General features: G+C 66.1%; 16 protein-coding genes and 1 pseudogene. 14 read left to right on the top strand and 3 right to left on the bottom strand.

Translation table 11 applies throughout. The features are described from left to right. Positions 1 to 60: 60 nt before the first annotated feature. Positions 61 to 903 (bottom strand): sugar phosphate isomerase/epimerase family protein, encoded by an 843-nt coding sequence (locus tag EDD25_RS14200; protein ID WP_338419620.1) that lies wholly within the window; start codon positions 901 to 903, stop codon positions 61 to 63. 103 nt (positions 904 to 1,006) lie between these two features. Between EDD25_RS14200 and EDD25_RS14205 the strand changes: the two genes are divergently transcribed. The 13 genes and pseudogenes from EDD25_RS14205 (at position 1,007) to EDD25_RS14265 (ending at position 16,077) form a co-directional block, all read left to right on the top strand. Beyond that, the gene (locus EDD25_RS14205) at positions 1,007 to 3,301 is read left to right on the top strand and encodes a bifunctional alpha,alpha-trehalose-phosphate synthase (UDP-forming)/trehalose-phosphatase (protein ID WP_134174124.1); all 2,295 of its coding nucleotides are present in this window, start codon (positions 1,007 to 1,009) and stop codon (positions 3,299 to 3,301) included. A gap of 9 nt (positions 3,302 to 3,310) precedes the next feature. Then, entirely contained in the window at positions 3,311 to 5,005 is a 1,695-nt protein-coding gene (gene ilvD, locus EDD25_RS14210) for a dihydroxy-acid dehydratase (RefSeq protein ID WP_134174126.1), read from the top strand. A 42-nt stretch (positions 5,006 to 5,047) separates the two neighbouring features. Further along, a complete protein-coding gene (locus EDD25_RS14215; protein WP_134174128.1) occupies positions 5,048 to 6,856 on the top strand; it encodes an acetolactate synthase large subunit in 1,809 nt (602 codons plus the stop codon). A gap of 1 nt (position 6,857) precedes the next feature. Next, positions 6,858 to 7,367, top strand: coding sequence for an acetolactate synthase small subunit (gene ilvN, locus EDD25_RS14220; protein ID WP_134174130.1), 510 nt, complete (start codon positions 6,858 to 6,860; stop codon positions 7,365 to 7,367). An 81-nt stretch (positions 7,368 to 7,448) separates the two neighbouring features. Continuing rightward, complete coding sequence (gene ilvC / locus EDD25_RS14225) at positions 7,449 to 8,477, top strand: ketol-acid reductoisomerase (protein ID WP_134174132.1); 1,029 nt, start codon at positions 7,449 to 7,451, stop codon at positions 8,475 to 8,477. Between the two features lie 264 nt (positions 8,478 to 8,741). Beyond that, the gene (locus EDD25_RS14230; protein ID WP_134174134.1) at positions 8,742 to 10,388 is read left to right on the top strand and encodes an alkaline phosphatase D family protein; all 1,647 of its coding nucleotides are present in this window, start codon (positions 8,742 to 8,744) and stop codon (positions 10,386 to 10,388) included. Beyond that, on the top strand, positions 10,385 to 11,698 hold the full coding sequence (locus EDD25_RS14235; RefSeq protein ID WP_134174136.1) for an alkaline phosphatase family protein: 1,314 nt from the start codon (positions 10,385 to 10,387) through the stop codon (positions 11,696 to 11,698). The genes EDD25_RS14230 and EDD25_RS14235 overlap by 4 nt, the downstream gene beginning before the upstream one ends. Before the next feature lie 94 nt (positions 11,699 to 11,792). Continuing rightward, positions 11,793 to 12,494 carry a DUF998 domain-containing protein gene (locus EDD25_RS14240; RefSeq protein ID WP_134174138.1) on the top strand — a complete coding sequence of 234 codons (702 nt, stop codon included), beginning with the start codon at positions 11,793 to 11,795 and terminating at the stop codon, positions 12,492 to 12,494. A gap of 35 nt (positions 12,495 to 12,529) precedes the next feature. Next, positions 12,530 to 13,522 carry a hypothetical protein gene (locus tag EDD25_RS14245; RefSeq protein WP_134174140.1) on the top strand — a complete coding sequence of 331 codons (993 nt, stop codon included), beginning with the start codon at positions 12,530 to 12,532 and terminating at the stop codon, positions 13,520 to 13,522. A 14-nt stretch (positions 13,523 to 13,536) separates the two neighbouring features. Continuing rightward, positions 13,537 to 14,523, top strand: a complete 987-nt coding sequence (locus tag EDD25_RS14250) for a hypothetical protein (RefSeq protein WP_241986418.1) — start codon at positions 13,537 to 13,539, stop codon at positions 14,521 to 14,523. Between the two features lie 176 nt (positions 14,524 to 14,699). Continuing rightward, positions 14,700 to 15,029 (top strand): annotated as a pseudogene (locus EDD25_RS14255) (Nramp family divalent metal transporter); the annotation flags it as partial. Between the two features lie 176 nt (positions 15,030 to 15,205). Next, on the top strand, positions 15,206 to 15,667 hold the full coding sequence (locus EDD25_RS14260) for a hypothetical protein (protein WP_134174142.1): 462 nt from the start codon (positions 15,206 to 15,208) through the stop codon (positions 15,665 to 15,667). Next, the gene (locus EDD25_RS14265; protein WP_134174144.1) at positions 15,664 to 16,077 is read left to right on the top strand and encodes a hypothetical protein; all 414 of its coding nucleotides are present in this window, start codon (positions 15,664 to 15,666) and stop codon (positions 16,075 to 16,077) included. The genes EDD25_RS14260 and EDD25_RS14265 overlap by 4 nt, the downstream gene beginning before the upstream one ends. Before the next feature lie 24 nt (positions 16,078 to 16,101). Here the strand turns inward: EDD25_RS14265 and EDD25_RS14270 are convergent, their stop codons facing one another. Further along, positions 16,102 to 16,497, bottom strand: a complete 396-nt coding sequence (locus tag EDD25_RS14270) for a DoxX family protein (protein WP_134174146.1) — start codon at positions 16,495 to 16,497, stop codon at positions 16,102 to 16,104. A gap of 96 nt (positions 16,498 to 16,593) precedes the next feature. Here EDD25_RS14270 and serA point away from each other — a divergent pair, with 96 nt between their 5' ends. Continuing rightward, the gene (serA, locus tag EDD25_RS14275) at positions 16,594 to 18,186 is read left to right on the top strand and encodes a phosphoglycerate dehydrogenase (protein WP_134174148.1); all 1,593 of its coding nucleotides are present in this window, start codon (positions 16,594 to 16,596) and stop codon (positions 18,184 to 18,186) included. Between the two features lie 55 nt (positions 18,187 to 18,241). Here the strand turns inward: serA and EDD25_RS14280 are convergent, their stop codons facing one another. Then, positions 18,242 to 18,826, bottom strand: a complete 585-nt coding sequence (locus tag EDD25_RS14280; RefSeq protein WP_134174150.1) for a TetR/AcrR family transcriptional regulator — start codon at positions 18,824 to 18,826, stop codon at positions 18,242 to 18,244. Positions 18,827 to 18,847 lie beyond the last annotated feature (21 nt).

Here is an 18,847-nt window from a genome sequence, read left to right on the forward strand (position 1 = left end):
CATCGAGTGCCGGGGGTACCAACGCGTGCCGCGGCCGTGCACCCGGCCAATCGCGACGGGCTAGGGCGTCAGACCGGTGCGCAGCGCGGCAATGGCGCGGCGCGAGCGTGCGAACCGCCGGCGCGGCTGCGGCTGCGTATGCCGCCGGGCGAAGGCGAGCGTCTCCCGCAACAGGTCGAGACGCTCCCGATCCGTCTGTGCCTTGCGGGTGTTGACCTCGGCCACGATCGCCCCCGTCCAGTGCGCTGCCGTGAGCATCGCGAGCACCTCGGCCACCGGTTCGGTGCCCCGGCCCGGCAGCAGGTGCTCGTCGAACACCCTGCCCTCCTCGAGGGAACCGGTGCCATCACAGAGGTGAATGTGGCGAAGCCGGTCTCCCAGGGCGGTCGCCATTTCGAGGCTGTCGTAACCGCTCAGGGCGCAGTGGGAGAAATCCAGGGTGACCGCGTCGCTGTCCATGATCGTGGTGTCCCACGACGGTGCGTAGGCGCGGAGGCTTCGGCCGGCCCACATCCACGGAAACATATTCTCGACGGCAATCTCAATGCCGGTGCTCGCGGTGATCTCCCGCACGATGTCAAGAAAATCGTCCGCATACCCGGCCTGCCAACGAAAGGGCGGGTGAACGACCACCGTCGACGCGCCCACATCCTGCGCCAACTGCGCCGAGCGTTCCAGCTTCACGCGTGGGTCCCTGCCCCAGACGAAGTGCGTGAGCAGTAGTACGGGCGCGTGGATCGAGACGATGGGAAGACCGAATTTGGGCGACAGCTCACGCAGCGACGCGGCATCCTGGGTGCCCTCGTCGCGGGTGACCATTACTTCGATGCCATCGAAACCAGCGAGCCTGGCCAGTCGAAAGGCCTGCTCGGGCGGAAGCGGATAGACGCAGGTGGTGCTCATGCCGATGCGAATCATTGGCGTCAGCATAGTGGCCGCGAATAACCGGAAGATGAACCGGTGGGAGTAAAAGCCGGGCCTAATTAGGGTGCCTGATATTGTCGTAATGCCGCACAGGCGGTCAACCAGATGTGCACTTGGGTGCACCCGGAACGGATGCCTCATTTCTCCCTCAGTCGAACCAGCAGCCCCGATCGGCACCTTCACCTTTGTCGTTGTCTCCAATCGCCTTCCGGTCGATTTTGAGGAAGCCCCCGACGGCAGCACGATCTGGCGCACGTCTCCCGGGGGACTCGTGACCGCGCTTGAGCCGCTCATGCGCTCGTCCGGTGGAGCGTGGATCGGCTGGCCCGGCGTCGCGGACTGTGACGTTGAACCCTTCGAGAATGACGGCATCTCCATCGTTCCCGTGTGCCTGAGCGCCCGCGAGCTCGAGGAGTACTACGAGGGATTCTCCAACGACACCCTCTGGCCGCTGTATCACGACGTCATTGCCTCGCCGAGCTTCCACCGCGAAACGTGGGACGCCTACGTCACCGTCAACCGCCGCTTCGCCGAGGCAGCCATGGCCTCCGCCGCAGAGGGCGCGACCGTCTGGGTGCACGACTACCAGCTCCAGCTCGTGCCGCGGATGCTGCGGGACGCCCGTCCCGACCTCGTTATTGGGTTCTTCAATCACATACCGTTTCCGTCATATGGCATCTATGCCCAGCTGCCGTGGCGCAAGCAGATCCTGCACGGACTACTCGGCGCCGACGTCATCGGATTCCAGCGATTGGAAGACGCGGGCAACTTCACCCGGGCCGTGCGCCGGCTGTACGGCTATCCCACCCGAGGCGTCGTCATCGATGTTCCCACCGACACTCGCCAGACCCGCCGGGTAGTCGCCAAGCACTTTCCGATCTCGATCGATGCGGCCGGCTACGAAGAAATGGCTCGGCGCCCCGAGATTCAGGCCAGGGCCCGCCAGATCCGGGAAGACCTCGGTAATCCGAAAACCGTGATCCTCGGTGTCGACCGCCTCGACTACACGAAGGGCATCGGGCACCGCATCAAGGCCTTTGGTGAACTGCTCGCCGATGGGCGCCTGAGCGTTGAGGATGTGACGCTCGTGCAGATCGCGAGTCCGTCGCGTGAGCAGGTCGGCAGTTACATGGCCCTCCGCGACGACATCGAACTCGCTGTGGGACGCCTGAACGGCGACTTCTCCACCATCAGTCACACGGCGATCAGCTACCATCACCACGGCTACCCGCGCGAAGAGATGGTCGCCATGTTCCTGGCGGCCGACGTGATGCTCGTCACCGCGCTGCGCGACGGCATGAACCTCGTCGCCAAGGAGTACGTGGCCGTTCGCTTCGATGGTGACGGTGTTCTCGTGCTGAGTGAGTTCGCCGGTGCCGCCGACGAACTCAAACAGGCCATCCTGATCAACCCGCACGACATTGAGGGCATGAAGGATGCGATTGTGCGGGCCGTTGAGATGCCTCGCCGTGATCGCACGCGACGCATGCGCGCCCTGCGGCGTCGGGTCTTCGACCACGACGTTGCGGCCTGGTCAGCATCGTTCCTGAGTGCGCTCAGCGGGGGAGCGGCCGTGAAGGCTGGCATCTCCGATGCTCTCGGCGCAACCCTTGAAGAACTGGCCAATTCGGAGTCGCTGCTCGTCGCCCTCGACTTCGATGGCACCCTGGCCCCGCACGTTGACCGGCCCGAAGATGCCAGGGCTGTGCAGGGAACCCGCGAGGCCGTGCAGCGCCTTCTCGACCTGCCCGAGGTCCGCGTGGCGTTCGTGTCCGGCCGGGCGCTGGTGAGCCTGCAGCAGGTTGCCGAACCTCAGCCGGATGTTTTGCTCACCGGCTCCCACGGCATCGAGATGAAACTGGACAACCCCGAAATCGAACTCAACCTGGTCTCGGCTGAGCTCGAGCATCTCGACACGCTCGTGCGGGTGCTGACGGCGATTTCTGACTCGGTCACCGGCACGTCGATCGAACGCAAACCGGCCGGAATGGCCCTGCACACGCGCCTCGCCACGCCCCAGGACGGGGAACAGGCCCAGGCGGAGGCCCGTCGGCTGCTCGGGGACGAACTCCCCGGCCTCACCGTACGGGAGGGAAAGAACGTGCTCGAGTTCTCGGTGCGCTCCAGTACGAAGGGTGACGCGCTGCAGCTACTCCGCGCTCACGTCGGAGCCGAACGCGTGCTGTACGCCGGTGACGATGTGACCGACGAAGACGCCTTCGCAGTGCTCGGCCCCGACGATGTCGGGATCAAGATCGGTCCGGGGCCGACCCTGGCCGGCTACCGGGTGCGCAGCCCCAACGAGGTCACGCAGTTGATCAACCGACTCGCTGACCTGCGGGTGGCACGGGACTGGCGACCCCGCGAGACGTTCTAGACTCTGACCATGCCTGAGATCGATATTAAGCCCCGGAGCCGCGACGTCACTGATGGGATTGAGGCCACCACTTCGCGTGGCATGCTTCGGGCCGTCGGGATGGGAGACGTCGACTGGGACAAGCCCCAGATTGGTATTGCGAGCTCGTGGAACGAGATCACGCCATGCAACCTGTCCCTGGACCGACTGGCCCAGGGAGCGAAGGAGGGCGTGCACTCCGGCGGCGGCTACCCGCTGCAGTTCGGAACCATCTCCGTCTCCGACGGCATCTCCATGGGCCACGAGGGCATGCACTTCTCGCTCGTATCCCGTGAGGTCATTGCCGACTCCGTCGAGGTCGTCATGCAGGCGGAGCGCCTCGACGGCTCCGTGCTCCTGGCCGGCTGCGACAAGTCGCTGCCGGGGATGCTCATGGCTGCGGCTCGCCTCGACCTCGCCTCGGTCTTCCTCTACGCCGGTTCCATCGCCCCGGGCTGGGTCAAACTCTCCGACGGCACCGAAAAAGACATCACCATCATCGACTCCTTTGAAGCCGTCGGCGCCGTCAAGGCCGGCCGGATGAGTGTGGAAGACGCCAAGCGCATCGAGTGCGCCTTCGCCCCCGGCGAGGGTGCCTGCGGTGGCATGTACACCGCCAACACCATGGCCAGCGTCGCCGAGGCCCTGGGCATGAGCCTTCCCGGCTCCGCATCGCCGGCCTCCGCCGACCGCCGCCGCGACTACTTCGCGCACCGCTCCGGTGAGGCCGTGGTCAACATGCTGCGCCTCGGTATCACCGCTCGCGACATCCTCACCCGCAAGGCCTTCGAGAACGCGATTGCCGTCGCCATGGCCTTCGGCGGTTCCACCAACGTCGTGTTGCACCTGCTCGCCATCGCCCGTGAGGCCGAGGTCGAGCTTACCCTCGACGACTTCAACCGCATCGGCGACAAGGTTCCGCACATCGGTGACCTCAAGCCGTTCGGCAAGTACGTCATGAACGACGTCGATCGCCAGGGCGGCGTTCCCGCCGTCATGCGCGCGCTCCTTGAGGCCGGACTCATCCACGGCGACGCGCTCACCGTGACCGGCAAGACCGTCGCCGAAAACCTCGCGGAGATCGACCCGCCCGCCCTCGACGGCGAGGTGCTGCGCACCCTCGACAACCCCATTCACAAGAGTGGCGGAATCACCATTCTCAAGGGCACCTTCGCCCCGGAGGGTGCCGTCGTGAAGACGGCCGGTTTCGACGCCTCCGTGTTCGAGGGCCCCGCTCGGGTGTTCGAGCGGGAGCGCGCGGCCATGGACGCCCTCACCGAGGGAAAGATCTACCAGGGTGACGTTGTCATCATCCGCTATGAAGGCCCCAAGGGCGGCCCCGGAATGCGTGAGATGCTCTCGATCACCGCGGCCATCAAGGGTGCTGGGCTCGGTGCCGATGTACTACTATTAACCGATGGTCGATTCTCAGGCGGCACAACCGGACTGTGCATCGGCCATATAGCACCCGAAGCAGTGGACGCTGGTCCAATTGCATTCGTGCGCGATGGTGATCTGATACGGGTCGATATCGCAGCTCGCACGCTTGACCTACTGGTCGACTCTGCAGAGCTCGACGCTCGCCGCGACGGCTGGGCCCCACTGCCCGCCCGCTACACTCGCGGCGTTCTCGCCAAGTATTCCAAGCTTGTGCATTCCGCCGCTGAGGGCGCAATCACCGGCTAATCAGAATCTCCATTCGCTACCGATTTAGGGACTCGACCTCTTATGACCACGGAACCCTCTCCCGTGCCCCTGCCCGTACCCACCGCGCCGCTGACATCGGCTGAGCCGGAGATCCTGACGGGCTCAGGGGCCATCATTCGCACGCTCGAACTCCTCGGCGTGACCGACGTCTTCGGCATTCCCGGCGGCGCGGTCATTCCGCTCTACGACGAGCTGATGAGCCAGACCAAGATTCGCCACATCCTGGTGCGTCACGAGCAGGGTGCTGGCCACGCCGCGCAGGGTTACGCCTCGTCGACCGGTCGTGTCGGTGTCGCCATCGCCACCTCGGGCCCCGGGGCGACGAACCTCGTCACCGCGATCGCCGACGCCTATATGGACTCGGTGCCGATCCTCTGCATCACCGGCCAGGTCTTCTCCACGTCGATGGGAACGGATGCCTTCCAGGAGGCCGACATCGTGGGAATCACGATGCCGATCACCAAGCATTCCTTCCTTGCTCGCACTGCGGAGGAGATTCCCGCGGCGATTGCGGCGGCCTACCACATCGCATCCACCGGGCGTCCCGGCCCCGTGCTCGTGGACATCACCAAGGATGCCCAGCAGAACAAGGCGCCGTTCATCTGGCCGCCCAAGCTGGATCTTCCCGGATACCGCCCCATCATCAAGGCCCACGGCAAGCAGGTGCAGGCGGCCGCAGCGCTGCTCGCAGCGGCCACCAAGCCCGTTCTCTACGTGGGTGGCGGAGTCATCCGTGCGCACGCCTCGGCCGAACTGCTGGCCCTGGCCGAAACGACCGGTGCCCCCGTGGTTACGACGCTCATGGCCCGCGGAGCATTCCCCGACTCGCACCAGCAGCACCTCGGTATGCCTGGCATGCACGGGACCGTTCCCGCCGTGCTCGCCCTGCAGGAGGCGGACCTGATCATCTCGCTCGGTGCGCGCTTCGACGACCGCGTGACGGGCAAGATTTCGGAGTTCGCGCCCAACGCGAAAATCGTCCACGTTGACGTTGACCCGGCGGAGATCTCCAAGATCCGCACGGCCGACGTGCCCATCGTCGGCGATGCCAAGGACGTCATCGCCGACCTGACCGTTGCCTTCAGGGAGGCAGCGGCGGGAACCGAGCGCAACACAAACGAATGGTGGACGTACCTCAACGGCCTGCGGGAGGAATTCCCGCTGGGCTATTCGGAGCCCGCTGACGGCCTGCTCGCGCCGCAGTTCGTCATCAAGCGCATCGGGGAGCTGACCGGCCCGGAGGCCGTTTACGCCGCCGGAGTGGGACAGCACCAGATGTGGGCCGCCCAGTACATCAAGTACGAGCGCCCCAACTCCTGGCTGAACTCGGGGGGAGCCGGCACCATGGGCTACTCGGTACCGGCCGCGATGGGCGCCAAGGTCGCCAACCCCGACCGCGTTGTCTGGTCGATTGACGGTGACGGATGCTTCCAGATGACAAATCAGGAGCTCGCCACCTGCACGATCAACCAGATCCCGATCAAGGTTGCGATCATCAACAACTCCTCGCTCGGAATGGTGCGCCAGTGGCAGTCACTCTTCTACGACGGACGGCACTCCTTTACCGACCTCAATACGGGTCACGGCACCGCGATGGTGCCCGACTTCGTGAAGCTGGCGGAGGCGTATGGTGCCCTGGGCATCCGCGTCACGAGCGCCGACCAGGTGGACGACGCGATCAAGCTCGCCCTCGCCACCAACGATCGCCCCGTCGTCATTGACTTCGTGGTGAGCCGGGACTCGATGGTCTGGCCCATGGTGCCACAGGGCGTCAGCAACAGCTACGTTCAGTACGCCAAAGAGCACGCACCGACCTGGGGAGACGAATAATATGACGACTCACATTCTCAGTCTGCTGGTTGAAGACAAACCCGGACTGCTCACGCGTGTCGCCGGGCTGTTCGCCCGGCGCGGGTTCAACATCGAGAGCCTTGCCGTGGGGCACAGCGAGATCAAGGGCCTCTCCCGCATCACGATCGCCGTGGATGTCGAAGGCGTGCCGCTTGAGCAGGTCACCAAGCAGCTCAACAAGCTCATCAACGTGATCAAGATCGTGGAACTCGACTCTTCCCAGTCGGTCCAGCGCGAACATCTGCTCATCAAGGTGCGTGTTGACAATGTCACCCGTTCCCAGGTGCTCGAGGCCGTCGCGCTTTTCCGCGCCCGCGTCGTCGATGTTTCCACGGATGCCGTCGTGATCGAGGTCACCGGCGACACCGGCAAGACCCAGGCTTTGCTTCGAGTGCTCGAACCCTACGGAATTCGGGAGCTTGCCCAGTCGGGACTGCTCGCGATCGGCCGCGGTTCCAAGTCGATCACCGAACGAGTCTTCAAAAACTAGGTCTCGACAAGCTCGACCACCGAATTGTTTTCGGCGATTGAGCCAGTCGGGACGAAACCACAACACAAGGAGAGAAACACATTGTCTGAGATTTACTACGACAAAGACGCCGACCTGTCGATCATCCAGGGCAAGAAGGTAGCCGTCATCGGCTATGGCTCTCAGGGGCACGCCCACGCGCAGAACCTGCGCGACTCGGGTGTCGAGGTCGTCGTTGGCCTCAAGGAAGGGTCGAAGTCGATCGCGAAGGCCGAAGAGGCCGGCTTCAAGGTTCTTCCCACGAACGAGGCCGCAGCCTGGGCCGACGTCATCGTCATCCTCGCGCCCGACCAGGTGCAGCGTCACCTGTTCGCCGATGATGTGCTGCCGAACCTGGCCGAGGGTAAGGCCCTCGTCTTCGGACACGGTTTCAACATCCGCTTTGGCTACATCGAGGCACCTGAGGGCGTCGACGTGGTCATGGTCGCCCCCAAGGGACCGGGCCACACCGTGCGCCGCGAATTCGAAGCCGGCCGCGGCGTTCCCGTGATCGTGGCCGTGGAGAAGGATGCCTCGGGCCAGGCCTGGCCGCTCACGCTCAGCTACGCCAAGGCGATCGGTGGCCTCCGTGCCGCCGGCATCAAGACCACCTTCACCGAGGAGACCGAGACCGACCTGTTCGGCGAGCAGGCCGTTCTCTGCGGTGGCGCGTCGCAGCTGATCCAGTACGGTTTCGAGGTTCTCACCGAGGCCGGCTACCAGCCGCAGGTTGCCTACTTCGAGGTGCTGCACGAGCTCAAGCTCATTGTTGACCTGATGTGGGAGGGCGGCATCGCCAAGCAGCGTTGGAGCGTCTCCGACACCGCCGAGTACGGCGACTACGTCTCCGGCCCGCGCGTCATCGACCCGAGCGTCAAGGAGAACATGAAGGCCGTTCTCGCCGACATCCAGAACGGCGCCTTCGCTGACCGGTTCATCAAGGACCAGGACGCCGGAGCGCCCGAGTTCCTCGCGCTGCGCAAGAAGGGCGAAGAGCACCCGATCGAGGCCACCGGCCGCAGCCTGCGCAAGCTCTTCTCGTGGAACGCGTCGAACGACGACGACTACGTAGACGGCGAAGCCGCGCGCTAAGCGACGCCTGGCAAGCGCACTCAGCACGTCAGCGACAGGGTCGGCCGTTCTCGGCCGGCCTTGTCGTCGCGTTCGGCATGGTCCTGAACCTGAGCGCCCTTGACCCTGACAGGCGCGCGCCTGGCGGTCGAGTCGCTCGGATTTCTGGCCGGCTCGCCGGCGGTAGCCGTGGCACTGCACGGGTGCCGAACTTTCGGGGAACTTTGGGTGAACAGACCCCGAAAGCGCGAAGGCGTCCGGACAGGCGCCCCCAGACTTGAGGGCATGAGTCCTCTTAATCGACGTGATCTGCTGCGCTCCGCTGGCGTCCTCGCCTTCGCCGGGGTCGCCACCACGACGGGCCGCAGCGAGGCGGCCCAGGCCGCCTCACCAACGGGTGCCGCCGTTCCAGGCTTCCAGCACGGCGTTGCATCGGGGGACCCGCTGCCGAGCAGCGTGCTGCTGTGGACGCGAGTCACCCCAACGACTGAAGCCGTGCCGGGGTCAGGGATCGGCCCCGACGTCACCGTGAGGTGGGAGGTGGCCGAGGATTCGGGCTTCCTCCGGATGGCGGCCCGTGGATCCGTCCGGACCGGCTCCGCGCGCGACCACACGGTCAAGGTCGTGCCGGGCGGGCTGCGACCCGGCACCGCATACTGGTACCGCTTCATAGCGGCCGGCGCGACGTCGCCAACGGGACGCACGCGCACCGCACCGGCCGCCGGAGCCGCGGTGGATCGGCTGCGCATGGGTGTGGTGTCCTGCGCCAACTGGCAGGCCGGGTATTTCTCGGCGTACCGCTATCTCGCGGACCGCGGCGACCTGGACGTCGTGCTGCACCTCGGCGACTACCTGTACGAGTACGCCCCCGGCGAGTATCAGGCCAGGGACATCGTCGTGCGACCGCATGATCCGGCCGTCGAGATGACCACGCTCTCGCACTACCGACGCCGCCACGCCCAATACAAGACTGACCTCGATCTGCAGGCACTGCACTCGGCGGTGCCGTTCGTGGTGACCTGGGACGATCACGAATTCGCCAACGATGCGTGGTCGGGCGGAGCGGAGAACCACACGGAGGGTGCCGAAGGCACCTGGTCGGCCCGCCGAGCGTGGTCCCAGCAGGCGTATGCGGAATGGATGCCGGTGCGGTTCGAACCGGCCGGGCATATCTACCGTCGCTTCGAGTACGGCTCCCTGGCCAGCATCTCCATGCTGGACCTGCGCACCTACCGCAGCCAGCAGGCGTCGAGCGTCGTCGACCCAGCGATCGCCAGCCCGGCGCGTACCCTGACGGGTGACGCGCAGATGGCCTGGCTGCTCGACGGCTTCTCCTCGCAGAAGACACAGTGGAAACTGATCGGCAACCCGGTCATGATTACGCCCGTGCGATTCCCCTCCACGCTCAGTGCGCAGGAAATCGGCGCGGTCGGGCAACTGCTCGGATCGACCACGATCGACGGCGTCCCCTACAACGTCGACCAGTGGGACGGCTATAGCGCAGACCGGAGCAGAGTTATCAGCCACCTGCGGGACAACGCGATCACGGATACGGTCTTCCTCACGGGGGACATCCACTCCGGTTGGGCGTGCGACGTTCCGGCTGATCCCCTGACCTACCCGTCCAATGGCGCCTCCGTGGCCGCGGAGCTGGTCTGCACATCCGTGACCAGTGACAATCTGGACGACATCCTGGGGACGCAGCCCCGCACCGCATCGGTCGCTGTGGAGGAGGCCTTCAAGGGGGCGAACCCACACGTGAAGCATCTGGACTTCGACTCGCACGGATTCTCGGTGCTCGAGGTCACACCGGGTGCCCTGCGAATGGACTGGTACGTGCTCTCTGAACGCACCAGCCGTGCGGCGACGAGCGCGCTGTCCGCGTCGTGGCAGGTTGCCGCGGGAACCCAGTCCGTGAGTCGGATCCTGTGAACGCCGCTTCGGGTGGCGGGGATGCCGGATTCCCGGTCTCCGACCGCCGCCAGTTTCTGACGCTGTTCGCGGCCGGCGGCGCCTCCGTCGTGCTCTCCGTCGCCGCCGGAAACGCCCTCCCAGCTTCCGCACGACCGGCCGTCACGTCAGCGCTGCCGACAGGCACACGGGTTTACGTGCTCGTCGTGGACGGGTGCCGACCCGATGAGATCACGGCGGGCCTGACCCCCCGGCTGGCGGCCCTGCGCGCCGGCGGCACAAACTTCCCCGGAGCCCGCTCGCTGCCGATCATGGAGACGATTCCCAACCACGTAATGATGATGACCGGGGTTCGACCGGATCGCTCCGGTGTGCCGGCCAATTCGATCTACGACCGAGCGGCGGCCGTCGTGCGGGACCTGGACCGACCGACCGACCTGCGCTTCCCGACGCTGCTCGACCGGCTCAGGGAGCAGGGCCTCACGACGGGATCGGTGCTGAGCAAGAGATATCTCTTCGGCATTTTCGGCGAGCGCGCGACCTATCGCTGGGAACCGTCCCCACTCGTTCCCCTCACGGAACACGCGCCCGACCCTGCCACTATGGATGTGCTGATCGCGATGGTCGACGGAGTGGATCCCGATTTCGTGTTCGCGAACCTCGGCGACGTCGACAGGGTGGGACACGTCGATGTCACCGGCACCACGGTGCAGGCCGCCCGGACCGCGGCGTTGAAGGCCACCGACAACCAGGTCGGTCGTTTCGTGGACCATCTCGTCGCCGCCGGCACATGGGAGAGCAGCGTGCTCATCGTGCTCGCCGACCATTCGATGGACTGGTCCATCCCCTCGAACGTCATTTCCGTGGATCAGATCCTCTCCGCGCGGCCTGACCTGCGCGCGCACGTTGAGATCGCCCAGAACGGCGGGGCAGACCTGCTCTACTGGAGCGGGCAGTCCGCGGCCCGTGATGCCGGACTGGCCGAGGTTCGCGCGCTTGTGGCGGCGCACCCGGGTGTGCTGTCGATCGCGAAACCGGCCGAGCTGCGGCTGGGCGGGGAAGCGGGTGACCTGGTGGCGTATTGCCGGGCCGGGTGGCGTTTCTCCGATCCGTACGTGGCGTCCAATCCCATTCCGGGCAACCACGGCCACCCGGCCACCGAGCCCATTCCGTTCTTCGTGGCCGGCGGCAGTCCGCGGGTGGCTACCGGGGTCTCCTCCGAGCCTGCCCGCACACTGGATGTCGCACCCACGGTGGGGGCGCTATTCGGGCTCAGGGCTCCCGCCGGCGGCTACGACGGTACGGCGCGGACCGTAGCTTTCTCCGACTGAAACGCTCGCCCGTAGTTCTTGTCGTCAGAGCGTGACAGAGTGGGATCGGTCGAACACGACCGGTCCCACTCTTTTTGTGAGCCACAGGAGCGGCATGACCGTGACAGACCCGGGTTCTGGAACCGCCGAACAGCGCGGCGTGCGTTCGACGGGCCGAACCGCCGCGCGCATCGCAATGGTAGGTGTCGTCGTCTACGTGCTCGTCGACGTCGTGCTGCAGTTTCTTCCGCCACACTACAGCCCGATCAGCGAGGCAGAGAGCAATCTCGCGGTCGGCCCGTACGGCTGGATCATGAACCTGAACTTTGTGGGACGCATGATCACCTGCCTCGCCGCCGCGACGGCGCTTGCGACCCTCGGCGAGCGTGGAGTTCTGCGCCGGATCGGGCTCTGGCTCTTCGTTCTGGGCGGTGTCTGCTCCGGTATTCTCGCCTTCTTCCCCACGGACGTTCATGAGGCGGGTGCCCCGGGACTCACGACGGAGACGTCCGTCGGCGCCGTTCACCTCGCTGTGGCCACCGTTGGTTTCGTGGCGGTACTGGTCGGAATCTGCGTCTTGACCGTGTGGCTGTCGACCAGCCCGGTGTTGCCGCGGGCACGCCTCGTCGCGCTTGTCTTCACCGGCGTGGGTGTGGCCGGCATCGTATTCCTGGCGCTGACCATCGCCGTGCTTCCTGATCTGCTCGGGCTCGCCGAGCGCGTGTGCCTGCTGGGGATTCTCGGCTGGGTCTTTGGCGTGTCCCGTTCGATTGCGTCCAACGGCACGTCTACGCAGTCCGCGCGACCGGCGCGATAACGCCGCAGTAACGGGGCCGGGTGTTCACTGGCGCGATGAGCACCAATTTCGGTCGCCGGGCATGCCTCCTGACGGTGGCGGCGGGTGCGGCACTGCTCGCGGCCTGCGCCGGAAGTCCCGCAGGCGCTCCCGCAGGCAGCACCACCGGTTCCTCGTCTGCTGATCCGGGTGCCGACAGCGCCGAACAGCTCCCCGGCCCGATCAGCCCCGACGATCCGGGAGCGGATGTGGCGGCGCCACCGAGCTGGCTGCCCATCGGCCCCGCAGGACCAGCGGATCCCGCTCCCGACATGTGGTATTCGCGGTTGCAGAACAAGGATTGTCCGGGGCTGGCCGACCTCAATCCGGACACCTCGCAGCTGTGGACGGCCGCGTTCACCCTGTGCGCCGCCGTCGTGAGCCAGGATGCGGGGGACTGGCAAGTGGGGGCGGAGCAGCTCGCGGCCGTGTCGCGCCCCGGACCGTCTGACTGCCTCGAACGCGCCACCTACGACACACTCACCGCGCTCGTCGCGTTCCGGACAACGCACCCGGGCACCCGGATCAACCCCGCATCGCCGCAGACACTCGCCTGCGCGCTCGAACTGACCGGGTTGTCCACCCTCGGCGGCACCCAGACCGACACTGGCCCTGTCTGCACGAGCGGCGGCGCCAGCATCCGCCTGCTCGGCCGTCTCGTTTCGGTGACCACAGTCACCGTGGGGGCTCGAAGTGTTCCGGCCGAGCAGCAGGCCGAGAACACGGTGTTCTTCGTGGCCCCGCCAGCGGATGCTCCCGGCACCGTGTCCGTGACGGTCGGCGATGCCGCGGGCCGGTTTCCCGGTTCGGCGACACTTCAGTACACGAGCGACTCCGGTCTGGCCGTTGACGGGCCTTGCTCCTCCTCCGGAACCAGCCCGGACGCGCCCTCCAACCCAGACCAGCCCTCGGATACGAACATGAACACGGACCCACCGTCCAGCACGAACCCGGACCCGAGCTCGGACGCGCCCGTGGGTACGAGTACAAGCTCGGCGGGCTGGGGGTAGGCGGGGTGATGCGCTTGAGGCGCGCACCCGCCAGGGTGATGCCGGGGCGGCCGCCCGCAAACGACCCCGGCCGGTTCGGCACGAACAGTCCAGGCCCGAGCGACCCTCACCCCGGCACTCCGGCGCCGCCGCCGACGTCGCCCGTTCCGACCGGAACGTCGCCGAGCGTGCGGTCGCCGATCGCTCGCGCCATGGCTGTCGTGTTGGCCGTTGGGCCACCCGTCACCCTCATCACGGCCCTGCTGTTCTATTTCGGGTGGGCACGCGCCGACGCACAGGCCCGGATGATGGGACTCGATGTGAGTCTGTTCGGTTACACGGGCCAAGACTACATTTTGCGCAGCGTCACCTCACTCTTCCTGCCGCTCATTGGACTGCTGGTGGTGGCCATGGTGTCGGTGTCACTCGAACGGGCCCTGCACCGACGGGCGCATGACGGGCGCGGGAGCGCCGCCATCGCCCGGGGAGCACTATTCGTGATCACGGCCGGTGGTCTGGGAGCAGCGGTCCTTGCGGTGGCGCTCGTCACGCTTCCGGGTAACACCCGCATCGTCGGTCCCTACGTGCTGGCCTCACTCGTGTGGATTGTCGCAGCGGCCGTGCGCCTGCGCCGCCACGCGCTCGGCGTGCTCACGGGGGAGCAGCAGCGCGTCGTGGACACGACCCTCGTGATCGCCCTGATCACCATGCTGCTCTTCTGGGGCACGACCGATTTCGCGCAGATCGTGGGGCGTGGCCTGGCCGCCAACTATGAGCGCTCGGTGCCGACCCTGCCGCACGCCAGCGTCTACAGCGAGGGCCGATTGTCGATCGACGTGCCCACGGTGACGGAGACCAACGTGGGCACGGCGGATGCCCCGTTGTACCGCTACTCCGGACTTAGGCTGCTCGTCGTGAGCGGCGGCCGATACTTCTTTCTGCACGATGGCTGGACCCTGAACGACGGAACCGTGGTGGTTCTGCCCGACAACACGAGTGTGCGGGTCGAATTCGGCAACTGACCCGCCGCTTGCAGGAGTACGCAGCACAGGCACGTAGGGTGGAGCGGGTGTGCCAGAGCCGGCGCAGCACCTCACAATGACCTCAGGACCCCAACACATGAGCTCCTCTGGTAACTCCGGCGTTGGCCTCGCCGTCGCCGATCCGGCCCTCGCCGACGGGCGTGGGAGCCGCCGACATGGTGGCCACCCTCGTGGCGGGTTCGCAGTACGGGTACGCGCTGTTGTGGGCGGTGGCGCTCGGCGTCATCCTGAAGATCGTTCTCGTTGAGGGCGCCGGCCGCTTCACGCTCGCCACCGGCAAGACCATCTTCGAGGGCTGGCGCTCCCTCGGAAAATGGAGGACCTGGTACTTCGGTCCGTACATTATGCTCTGGGGCTTCGTCTATGGCGCCACGGCCATGTCGAGTGCCGCGCTTCCGCTCGTGGCTCTCTTTCCCGTGGTGCCGCTTCCCGTCTGGGCGGTCATCATGGGACTGGCCGGTCTCGCCATCACCCTGCTCGGCCAGCTCAACGGCAAACGCATCCCGGCGGAGTGGAAGAACACGCTGCCGACGAATATTGCGCTCGTCGTGTGCGCCCTGCTCTTCATCGTGCTCGGTGTGCAGCAGCTCGTGACCGCGCTGGAACCCGTCTTCGGCCGATAGCGCCCTGCGCCAAACCCGTGGAGGGATATTCTGGAGGCATGAATGCGAATCGGGACAATGACGCACTGAGCTGGGGCGGCGAGAACGACCCCACGCTCGAGCAAGGGACCGGCGCACTGCCCGACGGGTGGACCGTTCCGCGCGGCGCCGAGCCGGCGACGGCGGCGCCGACCCGCGCGGGTAAGACGCAGACGCCCGAGCAGGCGGATGCCGCGGGGTCGGTTGTTCTCGTTGTCCTCGGCATCCTCGCCGGTTTCTACCTGCTGTACACCGTTGGCTGGTTCATCGGCGCCTCCCGCATCGAGAACCCGCTCACGGGCGACCCGGTGAGCAGCTTCATGTTCACGCTCGGCGTCTGGCTGTCCGTGGCCGCACCGTTGCTCTGGTTTGCCGCAGCCTTCTGGCTCACCAGCGGGCACCCCCGGGCGCGCCTGGTGTGGCTCATCCTGGGCGTCATCGTGCTGGCACCCCTGCCGTTTATCTTTGGAGCGAGCGCATGACCGACCAGACCGGCGACCGCACCGACAACAGCGAGCGGCCGCGCGCCGGTGCGGACACGACGACAACGACATCCGCTCCGACGCGCCGGCGCACCCCGCGCTGGCTCGGTCTCAGCCTCGCCATCATCTTCGGGCTGGTCTACGCCTACGACGTGTGGGAGGCGATCGGCAACATTGTGGGTGTCAGCCTCGCCGCCCAGAGCCTCGACACGACCCTGAGTGGCTTCGGCTGGCTGGTGCTCGTGTGGGGCATCGCCATGCCCGTGGTGGTCTTCGCGCTGGCCTTCTGGATCGGCCGCCGGCGAACCGCCGTCATTCAAGCGCTGCTGTACCTGGCGGGACTGGCCGTCGTGGCCGCCCTCGCCCTCGACCTCTTCGTACTGTTCGGTGTCGGTCGCCTCATCGTCTAACGAGAGGCGCATCGATTCGTCGGATCAGACGACGGCGAGCACGATCAGGGCCATGAGAACGAGCTGGGCGACCAGCCGGGGGACCAGGGGAATGGCGATGCGACCGAATCGTTTGCGGTGTCCGGCCGCGTAGGCGTTGGCCGGAAACACCGCGGCGAGGAAGACCACGAGGGCGAGGCCGGCGGCGAACGCGGTCGGGGGAAAGAGCAGCCCGAGCCCGCCGAGAATCTCACACACGCCGGTGAAGATCACGAGGTTGATCGGACTTGCCAGTCCCGCCCGGCGTATCCGTGGGGGGATCATTGCCGACATGGTGCGCTGCACCGATGGCAGGAAGTGGGCGATGCCCGCGCCGATGAAGAGCACGGCTAGCGCGATGCGCAGTGTGAGCTGCAGGTCAAGAAACGTCATGGTGCTCATAGGCCTATTCTGCAGCCAGTAGGCTTGATGTGCTTGGCGCCCTTGGTCGCGCCGCCCATTATTTACGTACTCTAAGCAATCTAAGGAACCGATTTAGTGTCGAAGCCCGTAGTCTTGATCGCCGAAGAACTGTCCCCCGCCACCGTCGACGCCCTCGGGCCAGACTTTGACATCCACCAGGTCGACGGCACGGATCGCTCCGCGCTCTTCGCCGAGTTGGCCACCGCGCACGCCGTTCTGCTTCGCTCCGCCACGAAAATGGATGCCGAAGCAATCAAGGCCGCGCCCCTCTTGAAGGTCATCGCCCGTGCCGGCGTTGGCCTCGACAACGTCGACATCAAGGCGGCCACTGCGGCCGGCGTGATGGTCGTCAACGCGCCCACCTCCAATATCATCTCGGCTGCCGAGCTGACCGTTGGCCACATCCTGAGCCTCGCGCGCCACATCCCCGCCGCGAGCGGCGCCCTGGCCGACGGCCAGTGGAAGCGCTCCAAGTACACCGGCGTCGAACTCTACGAAAAGACCATCGGCATTATCGGGCTGGGCCGTATCGGTGCCCTGATCACCGCTCGTATGCAGGCCTTCGGCACCAATGTCATCGCCTACGACCCCTACATCACGTCGGCGCGCGCCCAGCAGCTCGGTGTGACCCCGGTCACGCTTGAGGAACTGCTGGAACGTTCGGACTTCGTGACGATCCACATGCCGAAGACCCCGGAGACCACCGGCATGATCGGTGTGGAGCAGCTGAAGCTCATGAAGCCGAGCGCCTTCGTGATCAACGTTGCCCGCGGTGGACTGATCGATGAGGACGCCCTCTTCGACGCACTGACCGCAGGCACCATTGCCGGCGCCGGACTCGACGTCTTCGTGAGCGAGCCGCCCACGGATTCCCGTCTGCTCGGCCTCGAAAACATCATCACGACGCCGCACCTCGGGGCGTCGACCGATGAGGCCCAGGAGAAGGCCGGCGTCTCCGTCGCCAAGTCCGTGCGCCTGGCCCTGTCGGGCGAGCTCGTTCCGGATGCCGTCAACGTGGCCGGCGGAGTCATTGACTCCTACGTGCGCCCCGGCATCCCGCTCGTCGAGAAGCTCGGACAGGTCTTCTCCGGCCTGGCCGCGCACAGCCCGCTCACGAGCGTCGACATCGAGGTTCGCGGAGAACTGGTTGAGTACGACGTGAGCGTTCTCAAGCTCGCCGCGCTCAAGGGCATCTTCACGAACGTCGTGAGCGAAACCGTGTCCTACGTGAATGCACCGCATCTGGCGGAGCAGCGCGGCGTCACCGTGCGCATGATCACCGACCCGGAATCGCCCGATTACCGCAACGTGATCACCCTGCGCGGCGCCCTGGCCGACGGTTCACAGGTCTCCGTCTCTGGAACCCTGACGGGTACCAAGCAGATCGAGAAGCTCGTGGAGATCAACGGCTACGACATTGAGGTTCCGTTCGCGAAGAACCTCATCGTGATGCTGTACACGGACCGCCCGGGAATCGTGGCCGTGTACGGCCGCGAGTTCGGCGACGCGCAGATCAACATCGCCGGCATGCAGATCGCCAGGGACGAAGCCACGGGCAACGCGCTGAGCGTGCTCACCGTCGACACCGAGGTTCCGGCTGGCCTCCTCGCATCCGTTCGCGAAGCGATCTCAGCCGAGATCATGGTGGAGATCGCCCTCACGGAGTAGCGCTCACGGGTGGTGGCCGGGGTGAAGCCCGGCCACCACAAGTGCGTGGCGACGGTTAGTCGCGTGTATAGAGCCGTGCCAGCACGGTGATGAGACGGTTCAGGCTCTCTGCTTCCGCCGTGATGGCGGGAGCAGAGGGCATTCCGGCCAGCGACGAATTGCCATAGAGCCCGTCGCTGACGAGCATGATCGCCACGGCGGTGTCGTGGTCTCCCACGGCGTCCTCGATGACGTTGAGCCAGCCTCTGCGAATCTGTTCGAGCACGGCAATGGCCTGCTCGTGGCGGCCCTGGGCCAGGCGCGTCGTGGCGATGAAGGACCGGTCGAGGGGGCTCCCCATATTGACTGAGCTGCGAATGAGGTAGTCAACGGGGCCCGCCGGCGCGGTGCGGATGTTTTCGGTGTCGGTCGCCGCGCCCTCGATCAGTCGTGCGAGCTGCGCCTCGACGAGTGCGTCTTTGGACGCGAAATGGTAGAGCAGACCGCCCTTGGAGACCGCGGCGGCCGCGGCCACCGCGCCGAGCGTGGCCGAACGTTCTCCGCCTTCGATGAGCAACTCTTCGAAGGCGTCGAGAAGGCGGTCTCGGGTGGACGCTGCGGGGGGTATCGAATCATGGTTGTCAGGCGGGTGGGGAATCATTAGCCAACTATACCGTCCAGA

The sequence above is a fragment of the Cryobacterium psychrophilum genome (genome assembly GCF_004365915.1).
Taxonomy (GTDB): Bacteria; Actinomycetota; Actinomycetes; order Actinomycetales; family Microbacteriaceae; genus Cryobacterium; species Cryobacterium psychrophilum.

Excerpts from the sequence above, each read along its gene's own strand:
- EDD25_RS14230 (WP_134174134.1), top strand. The coding sequence starts at position 8,742 with ATGAGTCCTCTTAATCGACGTGATCTGCTGCGCTCCGCTGGCGTCCTC.
- EDD25_RS14280 (WP_134174150.1), bottom strand. The coding sequence starts at position 18,826 with ATGATTCCCCACCCGCCTGACAACCATGATTCGATACCCCCCGCAGCG.
- EDD25_RS14270 (WP_134174146.1), bottom strand. The coding sequence starts at position 16,497 with ATGAGCACCATGACGTTTCTTGACCTGCAGCTCACACTGCGCATCGCG.
- EDD25_RS14245 (WP_134174140.1), top strand. The coding sequence starts at position 12,530 with ATGAGCACCAATTTCGGTCGCCGGGCATGCCTCCTGACGGTGGCGGCG.
- EDD25_RS14215 (WP_134174128.1), top strand. The coding sequence starts at position 5,048 with ATGACCACGGAACCCTCTCCCGTGCCCCTGCCCGTACCCACCGCGCCG.
- EDD25_RS14200 (WP_338419620.1), bottom strand. The coding sequence starts at position 903 with ATGAGCACCACCTGCGTCTATCCGCTTCCGCCCGAGCAGGCCTTTCGA.
- ilvD (WP_134174126.1), top strand. The coding sequence starts at position 3,311 with ATGCCTGAGATCGATATTAAGCCCCGGAGCCGCGACGTCACTGATGGG.
- EDD25_RS14240 (WP_134174138.1), top strand. The coding sequence starts at position 11,793 with ATGACCGTGACAGACCCGGGTTCTGGAACCGCCGAACAGCGCGGCGTG.
- EDD25_RS14265 (WP_134174144.1), top strand. The coding sequence starts at position 15,664 with ATGACCGACCAGACCGGCGACCGCACCGACAACAGCGAGCGGCCGCGC.
- ilvN (WP_134174130.1), top strand. The coding sequence starts at position 6,858 with ATGACGACTCACATTCTCAGTCTGCTGGTTGAAGACAAACCCGGACTG.
- EDD25_RS14260 (WP_134174142.1), top strand. The coding sequence starts at position 15,206 with ATGAATGCGAATCGGGACAATGACGCACTGAGCTGGGGCGGCGAGAAC.
- EDD25_RS14205 (WP_134174124.1), top strand. The coding sequence starts at position 1,007 with ATGCCGCACAGGCGGTCAACCAGATGTGCACTTGGGTGCACCCGGAAC.